Source organism: Bacillus sp. PK6-013 (genome assembly GCF_054161445.1).
In genome coordinates this window covers 1,594,761-1,610,282 of sequence record NZ_CP096417.1, presented here as the reverse complement: position 1 = coordinate 1,610,282, position 15,522 = coordinate 1,594,761, and the positions used below count along the sequence as shown (strand labels likewise).

At 45.8% G+C, this 15,522-nt stretch carries 19 protein-coding genes; 7 read left to right on the top strand and 12 right to left on the bottom strand.

Translation table 11 applies throughout. The features are described 5' to 3' along the window. Positions 1-132 precede the first annotated feature (132 nt). Both sodA and M1E03_RS08205 read right to left on the bottom strand, forming a co-directional pair. Entirely contained in the window at positions 133-741 is a 609-nt protein-coding gene (sodA, locus tag M1E03_RS08210; RefSeq protein ID WP_023855215.1) for a superoxide dismutase SodA, read from the bottom strand. A gap of 182 nt (positions 742-923) precedes the next feature. Further along, positions 924-1,406 carry a DUF456 domain-containing protein gene (locus tag M1E03_RS08205; protein WP_026579296.1) on the bottom strand — a complete coding sequence of 161 codons (483 nt, stop codon included), beginning with the start codon at positions 1,404-1,406 and terminating at the stop codon, positions 924-926. Positions 1,407-1,564: 158 nt separating this feature from the next. On the opposite strand from M1E03_RS08205, the gene M1E03_RS08200 reads away from it, so the two are divergent. The 3 genes from M1E03_RS08200 (at position 1,565) to ispG (ending at position 3,938) form a co-directional block, all read left to right on the top strand. Further along, entirely contained in the window at positions 1,565-2,323 is a 759-nt protein-coding gene (locus M1E03_RS08200) for a DUF1189 domain-containing protein (RefSeq protein ID WP_105981083.1), read from the top strand. 84 nt (positions 2,324-2,407) lie between these two features. After that, positions 2,408-2,713, top strand: coding sequence for a LysM peptidoglycan-binding domain-containing protein (locus tag M1E03_RS08195; protein WP_026579294.1), 306 nt, complete (start codon positions 2,408-2,410; stop codon positions 2,711-2,713). A 106-nt stretch (positions 2,714-2,819) separates the two neighbouring features. Then, entirely contained in the window at positions 2,820-3,938 is a 1,119-nt protein-coding gene (gene ispG / locus M1E03_RS08190) for a flavodoxin-dependent (E)-4-hydroxy-3-methylbut-2-enyl-diphosphate synthase (protein ID WP_085959519.1), read from the top strand. Positions 3,939-3,975: 37 nt separating this feature from the next. Here the strand turns inward: ispG and M1E03_RS08185 are convergent, their stop codons facing one another. Beyond that, complete coding sequence (locus M1E03_RS08185; protein WP_023855219.1) at positions 3,976-4,347, bottom strand: hypothetical protein; 372 nt, start codon at positions 4,345-4,347, stop codon at positions 3,976-3,978. 137 nt (positions 4,348-4,484) lie between these two features. On the opposite strand from M1E03_RS08185, the gene M1E03_RS08180 reads away from it, so the two are divergent. Next, complete coding sequence (locus M1E03_RS08180; protein WP_026579293.1) at positions 4,485-5,069, top strand: 5' nucleotidase, NT5C type; 585 nt, start codon at positions 4,485-4,487, stop codon at positions 5,067-5,069. Between the two features lie 78 nt (positions 5,070-5,147). On the opposite strand, the gene M1E03_RS08175 is transcribed toward M1E03_RS08180, so the two are convergent. The 4 genes from M1E03_RS08175 to M1E03_RS08160 all read right to left on the bottom strand — a co-directional run bounded on the left by M1E03_RS08175 (position 5,148) and on the right by M1E03_RS08160 (position 8,221). Beyond that, positions 5,148-5,579: a Fur family transcriptional regulator gene (locus M1E03_RS08175; protein ID WP_035338384.1), complete on the bottom strand. Its 432-nt coding sequence runs from the start codon at positions 5,577-5,579 to the stop codon at positions 5,148-5,150. Beyond that, on the bottom strand, positions 5,557-6,417 hold the full coding sequence (locus M1E03_RS08170; protein ID WP_023855222.1) for a metal ABC transporter permease: 861 nt from the start codon (positions 6,415-6,417) through the stop codon (positions 5,557-5,559). The genes M1E03_RS08175 and M1E03_RS08170 overlap by 23 nt, the downstream gene beginning before the upstream one ends. Continuing rightward, positions 6,417-7,193 (bottom strand): metal ABC transporter ATP-binding protein, encoded by a 777-nt coding sequence (locus tag M1E03_RS08165; RefSeq protein WP_023855223.1) that lies wholly within the window; start codon positions 7,191-7,193, stop codon positions 6,417-6,419. Before M1E03_RS08165 ends, M1E03_RS08170 begins: the two co-directional genes overlap by 1 nt. A 143-nt stretch (positions 7,194-7,336) precedes the next feature. Beyond that, positions 7,337-8,221 (bottom strand): YitT family protein, encoded by an 885-nt coding sequence (locus tag M1E03_RS08160; RefSeq protein ID WP_026579292.1) that lies wholly within the window; start codon positions 8,219-8,221, stop codon positions 7,337-7,339. Between the two features lie 126 nt (positions 8,222-8,347). Between M1E03_RS08160 and M1E03_RS08155 the strand changes: the two genes are divergently transcribed. Continuing rightward, positions 8,348-8,602 carry a DUF2624 domain-containing protein gene (locus M1E03_RS08155; protein WP_023855226.1) on the top strand — a complete coding sequence of 85 codons (255 nt, stop codon included), beginning with the start codon at positions 8,348-8,350 and terminating at the stop codon, positions 8,600-8,602. 29 nt (positions 8,603-8,631) lie between these two features. Here M1E03_RS08155 and M1E03_RS08150 read toward each other — a convergent pair whose 3' ends face one another. Together M1E03_RS08150 and M1E03_RS08145 are read right to left on the bottom strand one after the other, a co-directional pair. Further along, complete coding sequence (locus tag M1E03_RS08150) at positions 8,632-9,525, bottom strand: deoxyribonuclease IV (RefSeq protein ID WP_020452220.1); 894 nt, start codon at positions 9,523-9,525, stop codon at positions 8,632-8,634. Positions 9,526-9,536: 11 nt separating this feature from the next. Beyond that, on the bottom strand, positions 9,537-10,856 hold the full coding sequence (locus M1E03_RS08145; protein WP_079289183.1) for a DEAD/DEAH box helicase: 1,320 nt from the start codon (positions 10,854-10,856) through the stop codon (positions 9,537-9,539). A 255-nt stretch (positions 10,857-11,111) separates the two neighbouring features. Between M1E03_RS08145 and vrrA the strand changes: the two genes are divergently transcribed. Continuing rightward, positions 11,112-11,762: a VrrA/YqfQ family protein gene (gene vrrA, locus M1E03_RS08140; RefSeq protein WP_079289182.1), complete on the top strand. Its 651-nt coding sequence runs from the start codon at positions 11,112-11,114 to the stop codon at positions 11,760-11,762. Between the two features lie 120 nt (positions 11,763-11,882). Next, positions 11,883-12,827 (top strand): 4-hydroxy-3-methylbut-2-enyl diphosphate reductase, encoded by a 945-nt coding sequence (locus M1E03_RS08135; protein ID WP_023855228.1) that lies wholly within the window; start codon positions 11,883-11,885, stop codon positions 12,825-12,827. Between the two features lie 26 nt (positions 12,828-12,853). Here M1E03_RS08135 and M1E03_RS08130 read toward each other — a convergent pair whose 3' ends face one another. The 3 genes from M1E03_RS08130 to M1E03_RS08120 all read right to left on the bottom strand — a co-directional run bounded on the left by M1E03_RS08130 (position 12,854) and on the right by M1E03_RS08120 (position 15,500). Next, positions 12,854-13,975: a Nif3-like dinuclear metal center hexameric protein gene (locus tag M1E03_RS08130; RefSeq protein ID WP_020452224.1), complete on the bottom strand. Its 1,122-nt coding sequence runs from the start codon at positions 13,973-13,975 to the stop codon at positions 12,854-12,856. Then, entirely contained in the window at positions 13,972-14,619 is a 648-nt protein-coding gene (locus M1E03_RS08125) for a tRNA (adenine(22)-N(1))-methyltransferase (protein ID WP_031304752.1), read from the bottom strand. The genes M1E03_RS08130 and M1E03_RS08125 overlap by 4 nt, the downstream gene beginning before the upstream one ends. 155 nt (positions 14,620-14,774) lie before the next feature. After that, positions 14,775-15,500 (bottom strand): endonuclease V, encoded by a 726-nt coding sequence (locus M1E03_RS08120; protein WP_023855230.1) that lies wholly within the window; start codon positions 15,498-15,500, stop codon positions 14,775-14,777. Positions 15,501-15,522 lie beyond the last annotated feature (22 nt).

Genomic DNA, 15,522 nt, shown 5'->3' with positions numbered 1-15,522 from the left:
GCCTTCCTAGACTGCAAGGGTTTTCAATCACGCTGAAAAGGGATGATAAAATCCCAAAACAAAAAGTCGTTCTGGGATTTTATCAACAATCTGAAAGGCCCGCTTTTCGCGGGCCTCTTTTCTCAAACTGGATTATTTTGCTTCGCTGTAAAGGCGTGCAACTTCATCCCAGTTCACGACGTTCCAGAATGCTTTAATGTAATCTGGACGGCGGTTTTGGTAATTCAGGTAGTATGCGTGCTCCCATACGTCAAGACCTAAGACAGGGGTCTTGCCTTCTGAAAGAGGAGAATCTTGGTTTGGCGTGCTTGTGATTTCAAGCTCTCCGTTATTGACAACAAGCCATGCCCAGCCGGAGCCGAAACGGCCAGCTGCTGCAGCGGCAAAGTCTTCTTTGAATTGATCGAAGCTGCCGAATTTGCTGTTGATCGCTTCTGCCAATTCACCAGTCGGAGCGCCTCCTCCGTTTGGAGAAAGAAGTTTCCAGAACAATGAGTGGTTGGCATGTCCACCGCCATTGTTGCGGACAGCTGTGCGGATGTTTTCCGGTACAGCATCAAGGTTTGCAACAAGCTCTTCAACAGATTTGCTTTCAAGGTCCTGTTTGCCTGCCACCGCTTCGTTCAATTTTGTAACATATGTGTTATGGTGCTTCGTATGGTGAATATTCATCGTCTCTTTGTCGATGTGAGGTTCTAACGCATCGTAAGCATAAGGTAATTCTGGAAGTTTGTAAGCCATATCAATTCCTCCTTAATTTGTATGTATTGAAATGCCGCCTTTAGCAAGCCTTTCCTCTTTCAATGTATCAAAAGAAAAGGCTTGTTTCAATGGAAATGCTCACAAAATGATCACAGTTGCATTTCAAGCGCTCACTAAACTTTATCCTTTTCCCCTTCTTTTTAAACATGGACGGGAAAATTTTAGAGCACAGTATATAAAAAGTAGCCGATCATTATCAGCTGAATCACACTTTTCGCAAAAACGCCTGAAATAAATCCGATCAATGAACCGATCCCGATTCTGGCCGCTGTTTTCAAATCCTTCTGATGGACAATCATCTCACCCGCCAAGGCCCCGACAAAGGGCCCCAAAATAATGCCCGCCACAGGTATCACAAAAGGTCCGATCAAAAGGCCGATTGTGCTGCCCCATATCGCCGCCCTGCTGCCGCCGAAGCGCTTAATACCGAGGAGATTTGCAATATAGTCAGCAGCAAACAATACGGCTGTAAAAATGCCTTCAATGATCCAAAACAGGTAGGAGTAATGCCCGAATGTAAATAAAAAACCGTATAGTACAAAGCCGGCTACGATGAAAACGACGCTCGGAATGATGGGATAAACAAGGCCGATGAACGCAATGACGAACATCGCCGCAATGATGATCCAATATAAAACATCCATCCGAATCTCCTCCAATCGATTGTGATGCTTCATATTATACCCATTTTTCCAAAAGGAAACTTCCAGAGCCCCTGTTGATCGATAAGTTTTCTTGTATTCGTCCTTTTGTGACGATACAATAATGCAGATACATTATAGAAATAGGAAGTGAAAAACGAATGAATTTATTTCAGCGATTTTTTAAAAGTACATATTCCCCTCACGCGATTGGCAAAATGCGTTTCCAAGGCATAGGGAAAACGATTTTATACGTATTTTTGCTCAGCATCATCGCCGCTCTCCCGAACCTTTACCATATCAGCAGCGGAGTGGTGAATACAATGAACAGCTTTCAGTCAGCTGTAAAAGAATTCCCCGCTTTCTCCATAAAAGACGGCTCACTGCAAACAGATGCAAAGAAAGCGATTGAATCACAGTCATTCGGATTTGTCATCGTTTTTGATCCGAGCGGCTCTTATAAAACAAAACAGATCGAAGACAAACGGAATTCCGTCGGCATTCTGAAAGATAAGTTCGTCATCGCCATTGACGGCCAAGTTCAGGAAATGCCGTACACCATGCTTCCCGAAGACATGTCCAAGAACGATATCCTTTCTTTAGTTGATCAAAATAAATCGGTGATTGTTCCCGTCTTATGCGTTCTGCTGTTTTTGGCGACGGCAGCCGGAAAATTCATTGATGTCTCGGTTCTTGCCGTCATCGGGCTGATCATTCGCAATGGACAGAAGAAAATGCTCTCCTATAAGCACCTTTGGGTGATGTCTGCTTATTCGATCACGCTCGCGACCGTGTTTTTTGCAATTATGGACGCGCTGGAGGCGGTGGTTCCAAGTCAGTTCCTCCTGAACTGGTTTGTGAACTTTATCATCCTGTTTCTCGCCATTAAAGAGACGCCGTCTTCTAAAGCAGCAAGGTAAAACGGGCAGGAGCAAATTTATTGTCATGTTGAAAGAGGGACAAGCGTAACATAATAAAAAATGCACGAAATGGGGACAAATCAGATGAAACGTGTGATTGTGCTGTTTTCGATTTTGCTCGCCCTGTTCATTGTTTATTATGACTTGAAATCAGGCACCATCCCTCAAAACGCCTTGCCGGCTTCAACCATGGCAGCAGAAGCTCCGGCTGCAAGCCTGCAATATAAGACCGTTACCGTCAAACCCGGACAGACCGTATTTTCAATCATCGGGAACAGCGCCGTTCCAGCCGACAAAATAGCCGAAGATTTTGAAGCGCTGAATCCGAATGTGAAGGCGAGCCGCATTCAAGCAGGCATCACCTACAAGTTTCCCGTTTATCCTGAATAAGCGTTAATTTCTTGTCAGTTTCATGAACGGGCTGTTACAATAAGACTTGTAAACGATTTGGTATAAGAAAAGGAGCAACCGCCTCCGAATTATACTTAAGGAGCGAATTCAAGTGAGTGAAATCACACATCGTACAAAAACGCGTCCCGTTAAAGTGGGACCTTTAACAATAGGCGGCAATAACGAAGTCGTCATTCAAAGCATGACAACAACAAAAACACATGACGTTGAAGCAACCGTCGCCGAAATCAACAGACTCGCGGAAGCGGGATGTCAAATCGTCCGCGTCGCCTGTCCTGATGAACGGGCTGCAGACGCGATTCCTGAGATCAAAAAGCGGATATCCATCCCTCTTGTCGTGGATATTCATTTCAACTATAAATTGGCTTTAAAAGCGATCGAAGGCGGAGCCGATAAAATCCGCATCAATCCGGGAAACATCGGCCGCCGCGAAAAGGTTGAAGCGGTGGTCAATGCAGCGAAGGAAAAGGGCATTCCAATCCGGATCGGTGTCAATGCAGGCTCTCTGGAAAAACGAATCCTTGAGAAATACGGCTATCCGACAGCAGACGGCATGGTCGAAAGTGCACTGCACCACATTAAAATTCTTGAAGATCTCGATTTCCACGATATCATCGTCAGCATGAAGGCGTCTGATGTCAATCTGGCGATTGAAGCGTACGAAAAAGCGGCAAAAGCATTCGATTATCCGCTTCATTTAGGCATCACCGAATCGGGTACGCTGTTTGCCGGTACGGTGAAAAGCGCCGCCGGTCTCGGCGCGATCCTTTCAAAAGGAATCGGCAATACATTGCGGATTTCTTTAAGCGCGGACCCGGTCGAAGAAGTAAAAGTCGCCAGGGAGCTCCTGAAATCTTTCGGGCTCGCTTCCAATGCAGCGACATTGATTTCCTGCCCGACTTGCGGCCGGATCGAAATCGATTTGATCAGTATCGCCAATGAAGTCGAAGATTACATCGCTAAAATCAAGGCGCCGATTAAAGTTGCCGTTCTCGGCTGTGCCGTCAACGGTCCCGGAGAAGCGCGTGAAGCCGATATCGGGATTGCCGGCGCACGCGGCGAAGGCCTCCTGTTCCGCAAAGGCGAAATCGTCCGGAAAGTGCCTGAGGAAACGATGGTCGAGGAATTGAAAAAAGAAATCGACAAGCTCGCCGAAGAGCATTATGCCAAACAAGCGGCCGAAAAAGAAAAATTAAACACATAATCAAAAAGCTTGACGGATATCCGTCAAGCTTTTTCCGTTAGAAAAACGGGGTGATGAATATGCCAAGCACCAAGGAAACTGCACCGATACCCATTGCCCATGCTCCTAAGCCAGCTGCTCCTTGTCTTCTGGCTATATAACCGACAATGATCCCTGCAATTCCTAACAGCACTGGAAGCATAAACAAGGAAATAATCGAAAGCGCAAGCGCGATATACCCGGTTACGCGTCCGCCGGCAGCATCGGCATCGTTACGCGCGTCACCGTTGTCCCTGTTATCCGTACGATAAGTCGGGGCAACTTCTGCTGCTGTTTCTTCTAAAAAGTCATCATTATCTAAAGTCGCATCGACTAGGTCAGCATCATAACCGGCCCGGTTACGACCGCGAACATTTTGATCTCTTTCCATTCGATATCCCCCCTCTTTAATCCATAAAGGAGCATTTATAGTTTAAGCATTTTAGCCCGATTCATGTTTGCTAAACTTTACTGTAAATGTTAAAAGATTATGATACACTGGAGGAATGGATGATAAGGAGTGTGGACATGTTACATTTAGGAATCGATATTGATGGAACGATCACTGCCCAGGATACTTTTGTTCCCTATTTGAACGAGTCGTTCAGCCTCTCCATTACATTGGAAGATATTAAGGAATATGACTTAACAAAGCTGCTGAATATATCCCAGGAAGATTTTTGGAAATGGATGAACGAAAACGAGCCCCGCATCTATCAGGAAGCATTGCTGGCTCAATATGCCAAACAGACGCTGGATGAGCTGAAAAAGCAGCATAAGCTGATATACATTACGGCAAGAAGACACCATCTGGAGGATATCACCTTTGATTGGTTCGAGAAACGCGACATTCATTATGACCATATAGAACTTGTCGGCGGTCACGATAAACTGGAAGCCGTCTTCAGGCATAAGATCGATGTTTTCTTTGAGGACCACCACGGGAATGCAACCATGATTGCAAAAGAAGCAGGCATTCCGGTTCTGTTGTTTAATACGCCGTATAATCAGCTTCCGATCGATTCAAACATCGTCAGAGTCGACAGCTGGCTTGAAGCCGCCCAATGGCTGAAAAAGAACGAGAAAACGATTAAAGGCGCAAAAAGCATGTAAGATAAAGTCTCTTACATGCTTTTTGCGTTAAAAAGGCATATGGCTTTTTAACGCCATATGCCGCTTTTCTTTACTGCGCTACTGCGCTTCTGCGCTTTTTTCTTCGCATCGCGGGCACGTTCCGTAAATTTCAAACTTGTGGCCGCTGATCTGGTAGCCGTCAAGATCGTCTGTCAGCTTTTCCATCGGGCATAGCTCGATTTCCTTCGTTTTGCCGCATATCATGCAAATAAAATGATGGTGGTGATGAGCAGAAGAACATTTAAAGCGAAACAGCTTTTCACCGGAAAGCTCAGTCGTTTCCAAAATGCCGAGTTCTTCAAACAGCGACAAATTCCTGTAGATCGTATCAAAGCTTAACCCTGGATAATCATCGTTTAAAGCGGAAAGGACGTTTTTCGCCGTTAAATATTTATCAGAATCACTAAACAGCTGAAGCATATCCTCCCGTTTGCTTGTATATTTATATCCTTTTTCCTTCAGTAAATCAAGCGCTTCCTGTACGTTCACGGCGAATCCTCCTTTTGATTTTATTATAACTGATGCACAGTATCAGGATAAAGATCGACAGCATCACGATTGTTCCCCCCGGCGCAAGATCGAGATGATAAGCAAGCACCAGGCCGACGATGACGGAAAGTTCACCGAATAGAATCGATAAGAAGATCGCTTGCTTAAACCCCTTGGCAATGCGCATGCTCGCAGCGACAGGGAGCGTCATCAGCGCTGAAACGAGAAGCGTACCGACGATTCTCATAGAGGCGGCGATAACAAGCGCAACGATCAAAATAAATATAAAATGAATCCACTTTGCGGAAATCCCCGAAGCTTTAGCATGCTCTTCATCAAACGACAGAAGAAACAGCTCTTTAAAAAGGGAAAACACCACAATCAAAACGGCCGCGGAAATTCCGACGATCACCAGCATGTCTTCCCGCGAAACAGCGCTGACGCTGCCGAATAGATAGCTGAACAGATCCGTATTAAATCCGTCCGCAAGCGAAATAAAAATAACGGAAATCCCGATTCCCCCCGACATGATAATCGGGATCGCCAGCTCCTGATAATGTTTATAAACCGTTCTCAGCCTCTCGATAATCAAAGATCCGGCAACGGAAAACGCCATTCCGAAATAGATCGGGCTGACGCCGGCGAGCACTGCAAACTGTTTGCCTGCATACAGGCTCGCTGCTATGCCGGCTAAAGAGACGTGGCTGAGCGCATCTGCGATCAGCGACAGGCGCCTGACAACGATGAATACACCGAGCAAGGGCGCGATGAGGCCGATTAATATTCCTGAAATAAAAGCGTTTTGCAAAAACTCATAATGAAAAAAAGGTGTCAGCATTATTCGTGTCCTCCATGATGATGGTGATTGTGGCTGATGGCTTGAACATCATGCCCGTAAAATTGAGACAAGTCTTGATCTGTCATGGACTCAAACTCTTCTGTATTGCCGTGAAAATGAAGATGTTTATTCATGCAGGCAACGTGTGTGACTTTATCGGAAACCGTGCCGACATCATGGGTGACAAGAATGAGTGTAATGCCTTTTTCACGATTCAACTTCTCCAGCAGCTTGTAAAACCCTTCAACTGTTTTTTGATCGACTCCAACCGTCGGCTCGTCAAGAATGAGCAGCTTCGGTTCGCTCACAAGCGCTCTCGCGATGAAAGTTCTTTGCTGCTGTCCCCCCGAAAGCTCGCCGATGTTCCTGTCTTTCAGGGACGTGATGCCGACGGCTTCGATCGCTTCATCCACCTTTTGCTTATCGGCTTTGGACATGCGTCTGAATAAGCCGAGCTTCGCTGTTAAACCGCTTGCCACCACTTCATATACGGAAGCGGGAAAACCGGTGTTAAAGCTGTTTGCTTTTTGGGATACAAAGCCGATTTTGCTCCAGTCCTTAAATTTTCTGAGAGGGACGCCGAACAAATTAAGTTCGCCTGTCTGCGGCTTGATCAGCCCCAGAATGCATTTCAGCAATGTCGTCTTTCCCGATCCGTTTGGACCGACCAAGCCGAGAAAAGTCCCTTCTTCAATGTTTAAATTGATATCTTCTATCACATTTCGATGATCATAGGAATATGATACATGCTTCATTTCAATAATAGGTTGTTTCAATACGTTCACCTTCAACTTCTCCAGAATCATTACGATTTATCGCACAAAAAGAAAATGGCAGCCGAAAAGCAGCAAGCCATTTTCACGATTGACCAGTTCATCTTTAAATTATACATATAAACTAAAAAAAAGTAAATGAAAGCCTAATGGATGGCATTTTTGAACTTTCCTCCACGCGTTTCGTGCGTGTCCATAATCGTTATAAAAGCATTGTGATCAATATTGAAAACAATCGATTTCAGCTTTGTCACTTCAAGCCTGGTCACAACGGCATAAATCACCTCTGTATCCTCATCGGAATAGCCGCCTTTCCCTTTGAGCTTTGTCGTTCCCCGGCCGAGGCGATGCAGCAGCGCATCGGAAATCTCCTCGTATTGATCTGAAACGATGATGACCGCTTTCGTCTCATCAAGCCCTTGAATAACGGCGTCGATCGTCTTCATCGCAATATAGTACGTCATAACCGAAAACATAGCCTGCTCAAGGCCGAATACAAAGCTTGCCCACGTAAAAATAAAGACATTGACGAACATGACAAATTCGCCGACTGAAAATGGCAGCTTTTTCGTAAGCAAAATGCCGAGTATCTCAGTTCCATCCATAGAACCGCCGTTACGAATAACAAGCCCTACGCCGAATCCGAGCAGAAGACCGCCGAATACGGCTGCCAGAACGGGCTGAGTCGTAACCCCTTCTACATGATGCAACAAGGTTTCAATAATTGATAAGCTGATGATTCCGATCAGGGTTGAAATTAAGAACGTTTTTCCGATGTGCTTGTAGCCTGAAAACATAAACGGAATGTTAAGAACGACGACGAGCAGTGCGAAGTTGATATACGGAGTATCTTTAAAAATGTAGTCCAATATTAGTGAAATGCCGATAATGCCCCCGTCAATGATGTTGTTCGGCACTAAAAATAATTCGATGCTGGCGGCTGCACAGGCAGCCCCGACGAGAATCATGACGATCCGAAACGCCACTTTGACCGCTGATTCTTTTTTATGCTGTTTTATGGTATTTGCCATTCTGTCTCTCCTTTTTCCAAACTGGCCAAACTGTCCCTTATCATCATATCATTTAACAGACTGAAATAAAAAAATGACACATTTTTAATTTTACGCCATACATTAGTTCAGAGGGGAGGAATGGACGTGATTTTATTTCAAAAAATCGTGCTGCAGCGTTTAAATCAGGTCACGGCTGACGAGGTGCTGAAGTACGCTAAACAATACGGAATTCATGTAACAAGAAAACAGGCGCTTGAAGTGGAAAAGCTTGTGAAAGGAAAAAACATCAATATTTTTAATGAGGAAGAACGCAATAAACTGCTCAAGCAGGTGGAAGCGGTCACTTCAAAAGAAGCGGTGCAGCTCTTGAACCAGCTATTTTCTCAATACGTATCATAAAAAAAGGGGAGCTGATACGCCCCCCTTTTTTATTGCTGCTTGATTTTTTCCAGCAGCCCTTCATCAAACTGTTTATTTTTAAGCATTTCAATTTCAAACCGGTATGGCGGCTTTTTGTTCTTTTTATCTTCTCCTACATAAGGCGTTTCAAGGATTTTCGGAATATCTTTCAGCTGATCGTGGTGGACGATGTATTGAAGCGCATCAAAACCGATTTCTCCGAATCCGATGTTTTCGTGCCGGTCCTTTCTCGCGCCTCTGACATTCTTGCTGTCATTAATATGAAGCACTTTTAAACGGTCGATTCCGACGATCTTATCGAATTCGTTTAAGACACCGTCAAAGTCGGATACGACATCGTAACCCGCGTCATGGGTATGGCATGTATCGAAGCAGACGGATAAATGTTCATTGTGTGTAACGCCGTCGATGATCTGTGCCAGCTCCTCAAACGTCCGTCCGCATTCTGAACCTTTGCCGGCCATCGTTTCCAAAGCGATCTGCACATTCTGATTCGGGTCGATGACCTCATTCAATCCTTCGATGATTTTTTGAATGCCCGCTTCTGCGCCTGCACCTACATGAGCTCCCGGGTGAAGAACGATTTGTCTGGCGCCGATCGCCGACGTCCTTTCAATTTCAGAACGCAGGAACTCGACACCGAGCTCAAATGTGGCCGGATTTGTTGTATTGCCGATATTGATAATATACGGGGCATGAACGACGATATCAGAGATGCCGTTCTCCTCCATATGGGCTCTTCCTGCTTCAATATTTAAATCCTCGATTTTTTTCCTGCGCGTGTTTTGCGGCGCTCCCGTATAGATCATAAATGTATTGGCGCCGTAGGAGCTTGCCTCCTGACTGGCCGCAAGCAGCATATGTTTTCCGCTCATTGAGACGTGTGAACCGATTTTCAACAAAACTGTTTCCCCTACTTTCCTTTTCTAAATTGCTTTCTTTTTTGCTGTCTTTTTATTTTATTGATTTCCGTCTGCATTTTCTTCTTGTATCCTGGCTTGACTTTTCTCGGTTTTTTCACAAGCCGCTTGGCGGCCTCATCCGTTTCATCAGGCGTTCTTTTTCTGTTCTGACGGCGCTTGCGGTCATCGACCTTTTTCCACTCGCCTTTTTCAAGCCTCATGTTTTCAAACACGATTCCCATCTGTTCAAGCTTCACAAGTGCATCTTCGTCAGATGTATCATAAAACGTCATCGCTGTTCCGGATGTTCCGGCGCGCGCTGTACGGCCGACGCGGTGAACGTAAAAATCAAGATCGTCTGGCAGTTCATAGTTAATGACATGGCTGATGCCTTTAATATCGATTCCCCTTGCAGCCAAATCAGTGGCTATGATATAGGTGAATTCCAGATCGCCGATTTGCTTCATCACTTTTTTTCGTTCCCGCGGCGTAAGCCCTCCGTGAAGAAGTCCGACTTTCATCCCTTTGTCCGTCAGGTATGCGGCGATTTCGTCAGCCGTTGTTTTTGTATTGGCAAAAACAATCGCCAAATACGGATTTAAATGGGTCATAACCTCGAGCAGCAGCTCATTTTTATCCCTGTGTCTGGAAGGTATCAGCACGTGTTCGATTTTTTCGGCCGTGATGTGCTTCGGCTCAACATGCGCATACCTCGGATTGGCCATATACTTTTTCAGGAAAGGCTTTAATTTTTCTGGAATCGTTGCGGAAAATACGAGCATCTGCAAGCCTTCAGGCATATGCGACCCGATAAAATCGACATCTTCCAAAAATCCCATATCAAGCATTAAGTCCGCCTCGTCGATAACGAGCGAACCGGCTTTATGAACATCGAGCGCCTGCTCCCTGATCAGATCTGCAATCCGCCCCGGCGTACCAACCACCAGATGGGGCTGCGTTCTTAATTTGTCAATCGATTTTTGTTTATCGGTACCGCCGATGAAACATTTCGAACGAACCGCTTCATCAGGCCCTAAAAACTTGGTGATTTTCAGGACTTCCTGATGAATCTGGTTGGCGAGCTCCCTTGTCGGAGCCGTAATCACGACTTGAACGAACTCTTTTTCAAAATCGATCCTGCTTAAGAGCGGGAGCAGATAGGCATGCGTTTTTCCCGTACCTGTCTGCGACTGTCCGATCGCGCTCTCCCCTTTCAGCGCCGCAGGAATTAACCGCTTCTGAATATCAGTCGGCTCATAAAATCCCAAGTCGTGAACAGCCTCTATAATAAACGGCTTTAAATCGTACATTTCAAATTTCGTTTGTTTCATTTTCCCAACTCCTTCTTGGAAAGCCTTTATTCCGGCGCTCCAAGCTTTATCCTATATGGCTGAATTGTGCGCTTATGTATCCTTTTTTATGCCGCACTGCTTAAAAAAAGGCTGATATCATGTCCATCATTAAATTATAACTGATCCTGCGGAAAAAAACCATCACCCCCGCCCTATTCGGGCCGGCGGCAAAGGCACTTTGCCACCGTTGGTGCATACCCTATCAAGAGAAGGATTTTGAAAGGAGGTACAAGTATGTTTCAGCAACAGCCGATGAGAAATCAGCCAAGACCGCAGATGCCGCAAAGGCCCGGCAGAGCCTTGATGCCGAGACATCCGGGGATGAGAATGCAGCCCCCTCAAGCGCAGCAGCGCGGCCTGCAGCAAATGTTTCAGCCGATGAGCGCCGCCCAGGAGCAAGCAGGGGCGCGAGGAGGCGGCGGGATTCAGGGTTTGCTCTCGAAAATCCTTCCTGGATCTGCCGCGTCCGGGGGAACAGGAGCAGGCCTCGGCGGAACCGGAAGCGGCCTTGGAGGCATTCAGGGTCTTGCCAATCCGGCTACCATTTCAAACATGCTCGGCAATGTTCAAAAAGCGCTCGGTGTAGCCCAGCAAGTAACGCCGATGATTCAGCAATACGGACCTCTCGTCCGCAATCTCCCCGGCATGGTGAAAATGTTCAGACAGCTGAATTCCGATGATACTGAAGCGGAGGACAGCGAACAACAAAGAGACGAACCGGACAACAAGACCGAAACGAGCGGCGAAAAGAAAGAAGAAATAAAAGTGTCTTCCAAAACACCCGAAAAATCCAAAGCCGAAGAAATCAGAAAAAAACGGAGCCGTTCAGCCCCTCCGTCTGCAAAAAGAAAAACCGGAGGATCAAAACCTAAACTGTATGTATAACATTCTTTGATATCTCCTGCGGGATCAGATATAATGAGGTCTATAGAGACTGCAAAAATAAGCCGTTTTTTACGGCTTTTTATCATGCCCGGCTCTTACTTCTTTATAGGAGGACTAAGAATGAACGTAATTAAAATATCGCCGCGCGGCTATTGCTACGGTGTCGTCGACGCCATGGTCATCGCAAAAAACGCGGCTCTCGATAAAAGTCTGCCGAGACCTATATATATTTTAGGAATGATCGTTCACAATAAACATGTCACCGACGCATTTGAAAAAGAGGGCATTTATACGCTTGACGGTCCGAACCGGCTTGAGATTTTGAATCAGGTCGACAAAGGAACGGTGATCTTCACCGCTCACGGCGTTTCGCCCGAAGTCCGTAAAATAGCTGAGGATAAAGGTCTTGTCGCGATTGACGCCACTTGCCCTGATGTGACAAAAACACACGATTTAATCCGAAAAATGAAAGCGGAAGGCTATCACGTCATCTACATTGGAAAAAAAGGACACCCGGAGCCTGAAGGAGCGGTCGGTGTCGCCCCGGATATCGTTCATCTTGTCGAAACCGAAGAAGACGTGGAAAGGCTGGACATTGAAGCGGAGAAACTGATTGTCACGAACCAAACGACGATGTCCCAATGGGATGTCCATGATATTATGGAAAAAGTAAAAGAAAAATATCCGGATGTTGAATTCCACCAGGAGATTTGTCTGGCCACCCAGGTGCGTCAGGAAGCGGTGTCCGAACAGGCGAAAAAAGCCGACTTGACAATCGTTGTCGGCGATCCGAAAAGCAATAACTCGAATCGCCTCGCCCAGGTCTCCGAGGAAATCGCAGGCACGAAAGCATACCGGATCGGCGATTTAAGCGAATTAAAGCTGGAATGGCTCGACGGCGTGGAAACCGTCGCTGTAACGGCCGGCGCATCGACCCCGACTCCGATTACAAAAGAAGTCATCCGCTTTTTAGAACAATTCGATCGTGAAGATCCTTCCACATGGAAGATCAGTCACGAAGTACCTCTTCAAAAAATCTTGCCTAAAGTAAAAGCAAAAACCTGAAGCATCCATCGCTTCAGGTTTTGTTTTTATAAAAATGTAAACGGGTTCGTATTTGTATCTGATGGAAAGACGGCGACATTGTATTTTTTCTTTCGGCACATCGCCGTCAGCTTTTTCGCAACTCCGTTTTTCATGATTTGTTCGGCATAATGTCCAGGGTCGACCACATTCAGCCCGATCATCATGGCATCGTGCGCTGTATGGAAATAAAGATCTCCTGTTACATATACATCGGCGCCCATACGTTTTGCATGATGGATGTATTTATTGCCGTCGCCGCCTAATACAGCGACCTTCTTCACTTTCGCATCAGACTTGCCCACCATCCGCGCTCCGTTTGCCTCCAGCTTTTCTTTCACATAACGGGCAAATGCTTCGAGTGTCATCTCTTCATTCAATTCACCGATACGGCCCAGCCCTTTTCGAAGCGGACTCTGCTCGACGGGATAAATATCAAAGGCCACTTCTTCATACGGATGAGCCTCATTCATTGCTTTGATCACGGATTTTTCAATACCTGACGGATAAACGGTCTCGATTCTTACCTCTTCGACCCGTTCAAGCTCGCCCCGCTTGCCGATAAAAGGATCGGCTTCAGACAGCGGCTTGAAGCTGCCGACTCCTTCTGAAGAAAACGCACAGTGGCTGTAGGCGCCGATATGACCGGCTCCGGCGTCTCCAAGCGCTGCGCGCACCTGTTCTTCATAATCTTTCGGGACATAGACGGCGAGTTTTTTCAGCGGCTCTTCGTAGGTTGGAACGAGCACTTTTGTGTTCTTTAATTCCAGCGCTTCCGCAAGCATGTCGTTGACACCGCCGTCAGCAACATCGAGATTTGTATGAGCCGCATAAACGGCGATATCATGCTTGATGCACTTTTCGATCAGCCTTCCGCCAGGCTGGTCTGTGATGACATGTTTCAGCGGCCTGAAAACAGGCGGATGGTGCGCAATGATTAAGTCAACGTTCTTTGCAATCGCTTCATCAACCGTTTCTTCGAGAACATCTAGCGTGACCATGACATTGGACACCGTTTTGTTCAGCGTGCCGATTTGCAGGCCGATTTTATCGCCTTCAACGGCGTATGACTTTGGTGAAAATTGTTCAAACAATTGGATGATTTCATGCCCGTTTATCGTTTTTGTCATCTTCTAAGTACCTCCTTTAAGACCTCTATCCGTTTTGACAGTTCAAGCAATTTTTGTTGATTTTCTGCACTCGGAAGAGCCGCTTCAATTTGTTGATAGATGTTTTCCGTATGTTTCAGTTCTTGCGACCATTTTTTGATAAAAACAGCATTTTTTTGTTTGGCCAAAAATGGGCCGACAAGCATGCCTGCCGCAAAGGAAATCCCATCGTAAGCCGCATCCCGATCGCCCGCTTCCGCGACGAGAACCTCATAGTACTTGCCGTCTTCTTCAAGGATTTCTTCATTGATCAGTGCATAGCCTTCCTGATAGAGCCATTCTCTAATATGGTGAGCGTGGATATTCGGCTGTAAAACCAAACGTTCCTTACCTGAGAGCTTATCCTTGCCCGCTTTTAGAATGTGAGCAATGAGCGAGCCTCCCATTCCGGCAATCGTGATCACATCAGCTTCGCCCTTTTCAATCACTTCAAGCCCGTCGCCTTTCCTTACGGATATGAGCGGACTTAATTGCAATTTCTCAACCTGCTGCTTCGCAGAAAGAAAAGGACCATCTGTGATTTCTCCGGCGATCGCGGCACTTGCCAGTCGATTCAGCACACAAAAACAAGGCAAATACGCATGATCAGACCCGATATCAGCCACAACCGCCCCTTTTGTTATGTATTTCGCCACAGTCTGCAGCCTTTTCGATAACTTCAATTCATTCACAATTATCACAACTTTTCTAGATTCATTTTTCCTTTACTATCATATAAAAAATCGCTTTAGTTTCCAAGCTGGAACAGCAAATCAACATTTTACTCGATCAATTTTTGATTTTCTCTGTAGTACGCACGTAAAGCATGAGTCTCAAGATCAGCGAGCCGAACCGGAATCGGCAGCCTGCTTTCTCGATTGACCAAGCTCATTGCGATGTCATAACTGCTGTCTAAATCAATCAAATGTCCGCATGATAGAAATATCGGTTTGACATCTTGCCTTGTCCGCACCGCACGTCCGTAGACTTCGCCATCAATTACAATATCAGTATAAGCACCGAAATTATTATCAGGCATCACAAAATCAGTTTGTTTTATTTTCAAGTAAGTTTTCGCAATGCCGATCGTTGGCTTTTCGAGAAAAAACGCCGCATGTGTCGCAATCCCCATATGGTTAAAATGGAGATAGCCATTCCCGTCAAATAAAAAAACATCCGGTTCAATCGTCAGCTTCTTAGCCGCCTTAATAATAAGCGGCAGCTCCCTAAAAGCAAGAAACCCCGCGATATAAGGCACAGCGATTTTTCCTGCACTATGTACTTTTTCAATGACACGCTTCGTATGAAAATCCAGCACGATGATACTGCAGACACCAAACGCTTCACCATCTTCCTCCCAATAAGCTAAATCAACCCCCGCACAGGTTTGCAGAGCGTCTTTACTGATGGAGTTTACTAGATTGATATGTTTTTTTAGTTTTGTTTGTATCGTTAAGAAGTCATTTTCTTGGTTTAAATTAAAATCGTGTATGTTGTTGATGTTCATCTTTAAAAACCAACTTTCTATC

What these genes read in the sequence shown, in the direction of transcription:
- M1E03_RS08170 (WP_023855222.1), bottom strand. Translation starts at nt 6,417, where the DNA reads ATGCTGACACCTTTTTTTCATTATGAGTTTTTGCAAAACGCTTTTATT.
- M1E03_RS08200 (WP_105981083.1), top strand. Translation starts at nt 1,565, where the DNA reads ATGAATTTATTTCAGCGATTTTTTAAAAGTACATATTCCCCTCACGCG.
- M1E03_RS08120 (WP_023855230.1), bottom strand. Translation starts at nt 15,500, where the DNA reads ATGAACATCAACAACATACACGATTTTAATTTAAACCAAGAAAATGAC.
- sodA (WP_023855215.1), bottom strand. Translation starts at nt 741, where the DNA reads ATGGCTTACAAACTTCCAGAATTACCTTATGCTTACGATGCGTTAGAA.
- M1E03_RS08205 (WP_026579296.1), bottom strand. Translation starts at nt 1,406, where the DNA reads ATGGATGTTTTATATTGGATCATCATTGCGGCGATGTTCGTCATTGCG.
- M1E03_RS08145 (WP_079289183.1), bottom strand. Translation starts at nt 10,856, where the DNA reads ATGAAACAAACGAAATTTGAAATGTACGATTTAAAGCCGTTTATTATA.
- M1E03_RS08135 (WP_023855228.1), top strand. Translation starts at nt 11,883, where the DNA reads ATGAACGTAATTAAAATATCGCCGCGCGGCTATTGCTACGGTGTCGTC.
- M1E03_RS08195 (WP_026579294.1), top strand. Translation starts at nt 2,408, where the DNA reads ATGAAACGTGTGATTGTGCTGTTTTCGATTTTGCTCGCCCTGTTCATT.
- M1E03_RS08160 (WP_026579292.1), bottom strand. Translation starts at nt 8,221, where the DNA reads ATGGCAAATACCATAAAACAGCATAAAAAAGAATCAGCGGTCAAAGTG.
- M1E03_RS08185 (WP_023855219.1), bottom strand. Translation starts at nt 4,347, where the DNA reads ATGGAAAGAGATCAAAATGTTCGCGGTCGTAACCGGGCCGGTTATGAT.
- vrrA (WP_079289182.1), top strand. Translation starts at nt 11,112, where the DNA reads ATGTTTCAGCAACAGCCGATGAGAAATCAGCCAAGACCGCAGATGCCG.
- M1E03_RS08180 (WP_026579293.1), top strand. Translation starts at nt 4,485, where the DNA reads ATGTTACATTTAGGAATCGATATTGATGGAACGATCACTGCCCAGGAT.
- M1E03_RS08130 (WP_020452224.1), bottom strand. Translation starts at nt 13,975, where the DNA reads ATGACAAAAACGATAAACGGGCATGAAATCATCCAATTGTTTGAACAA.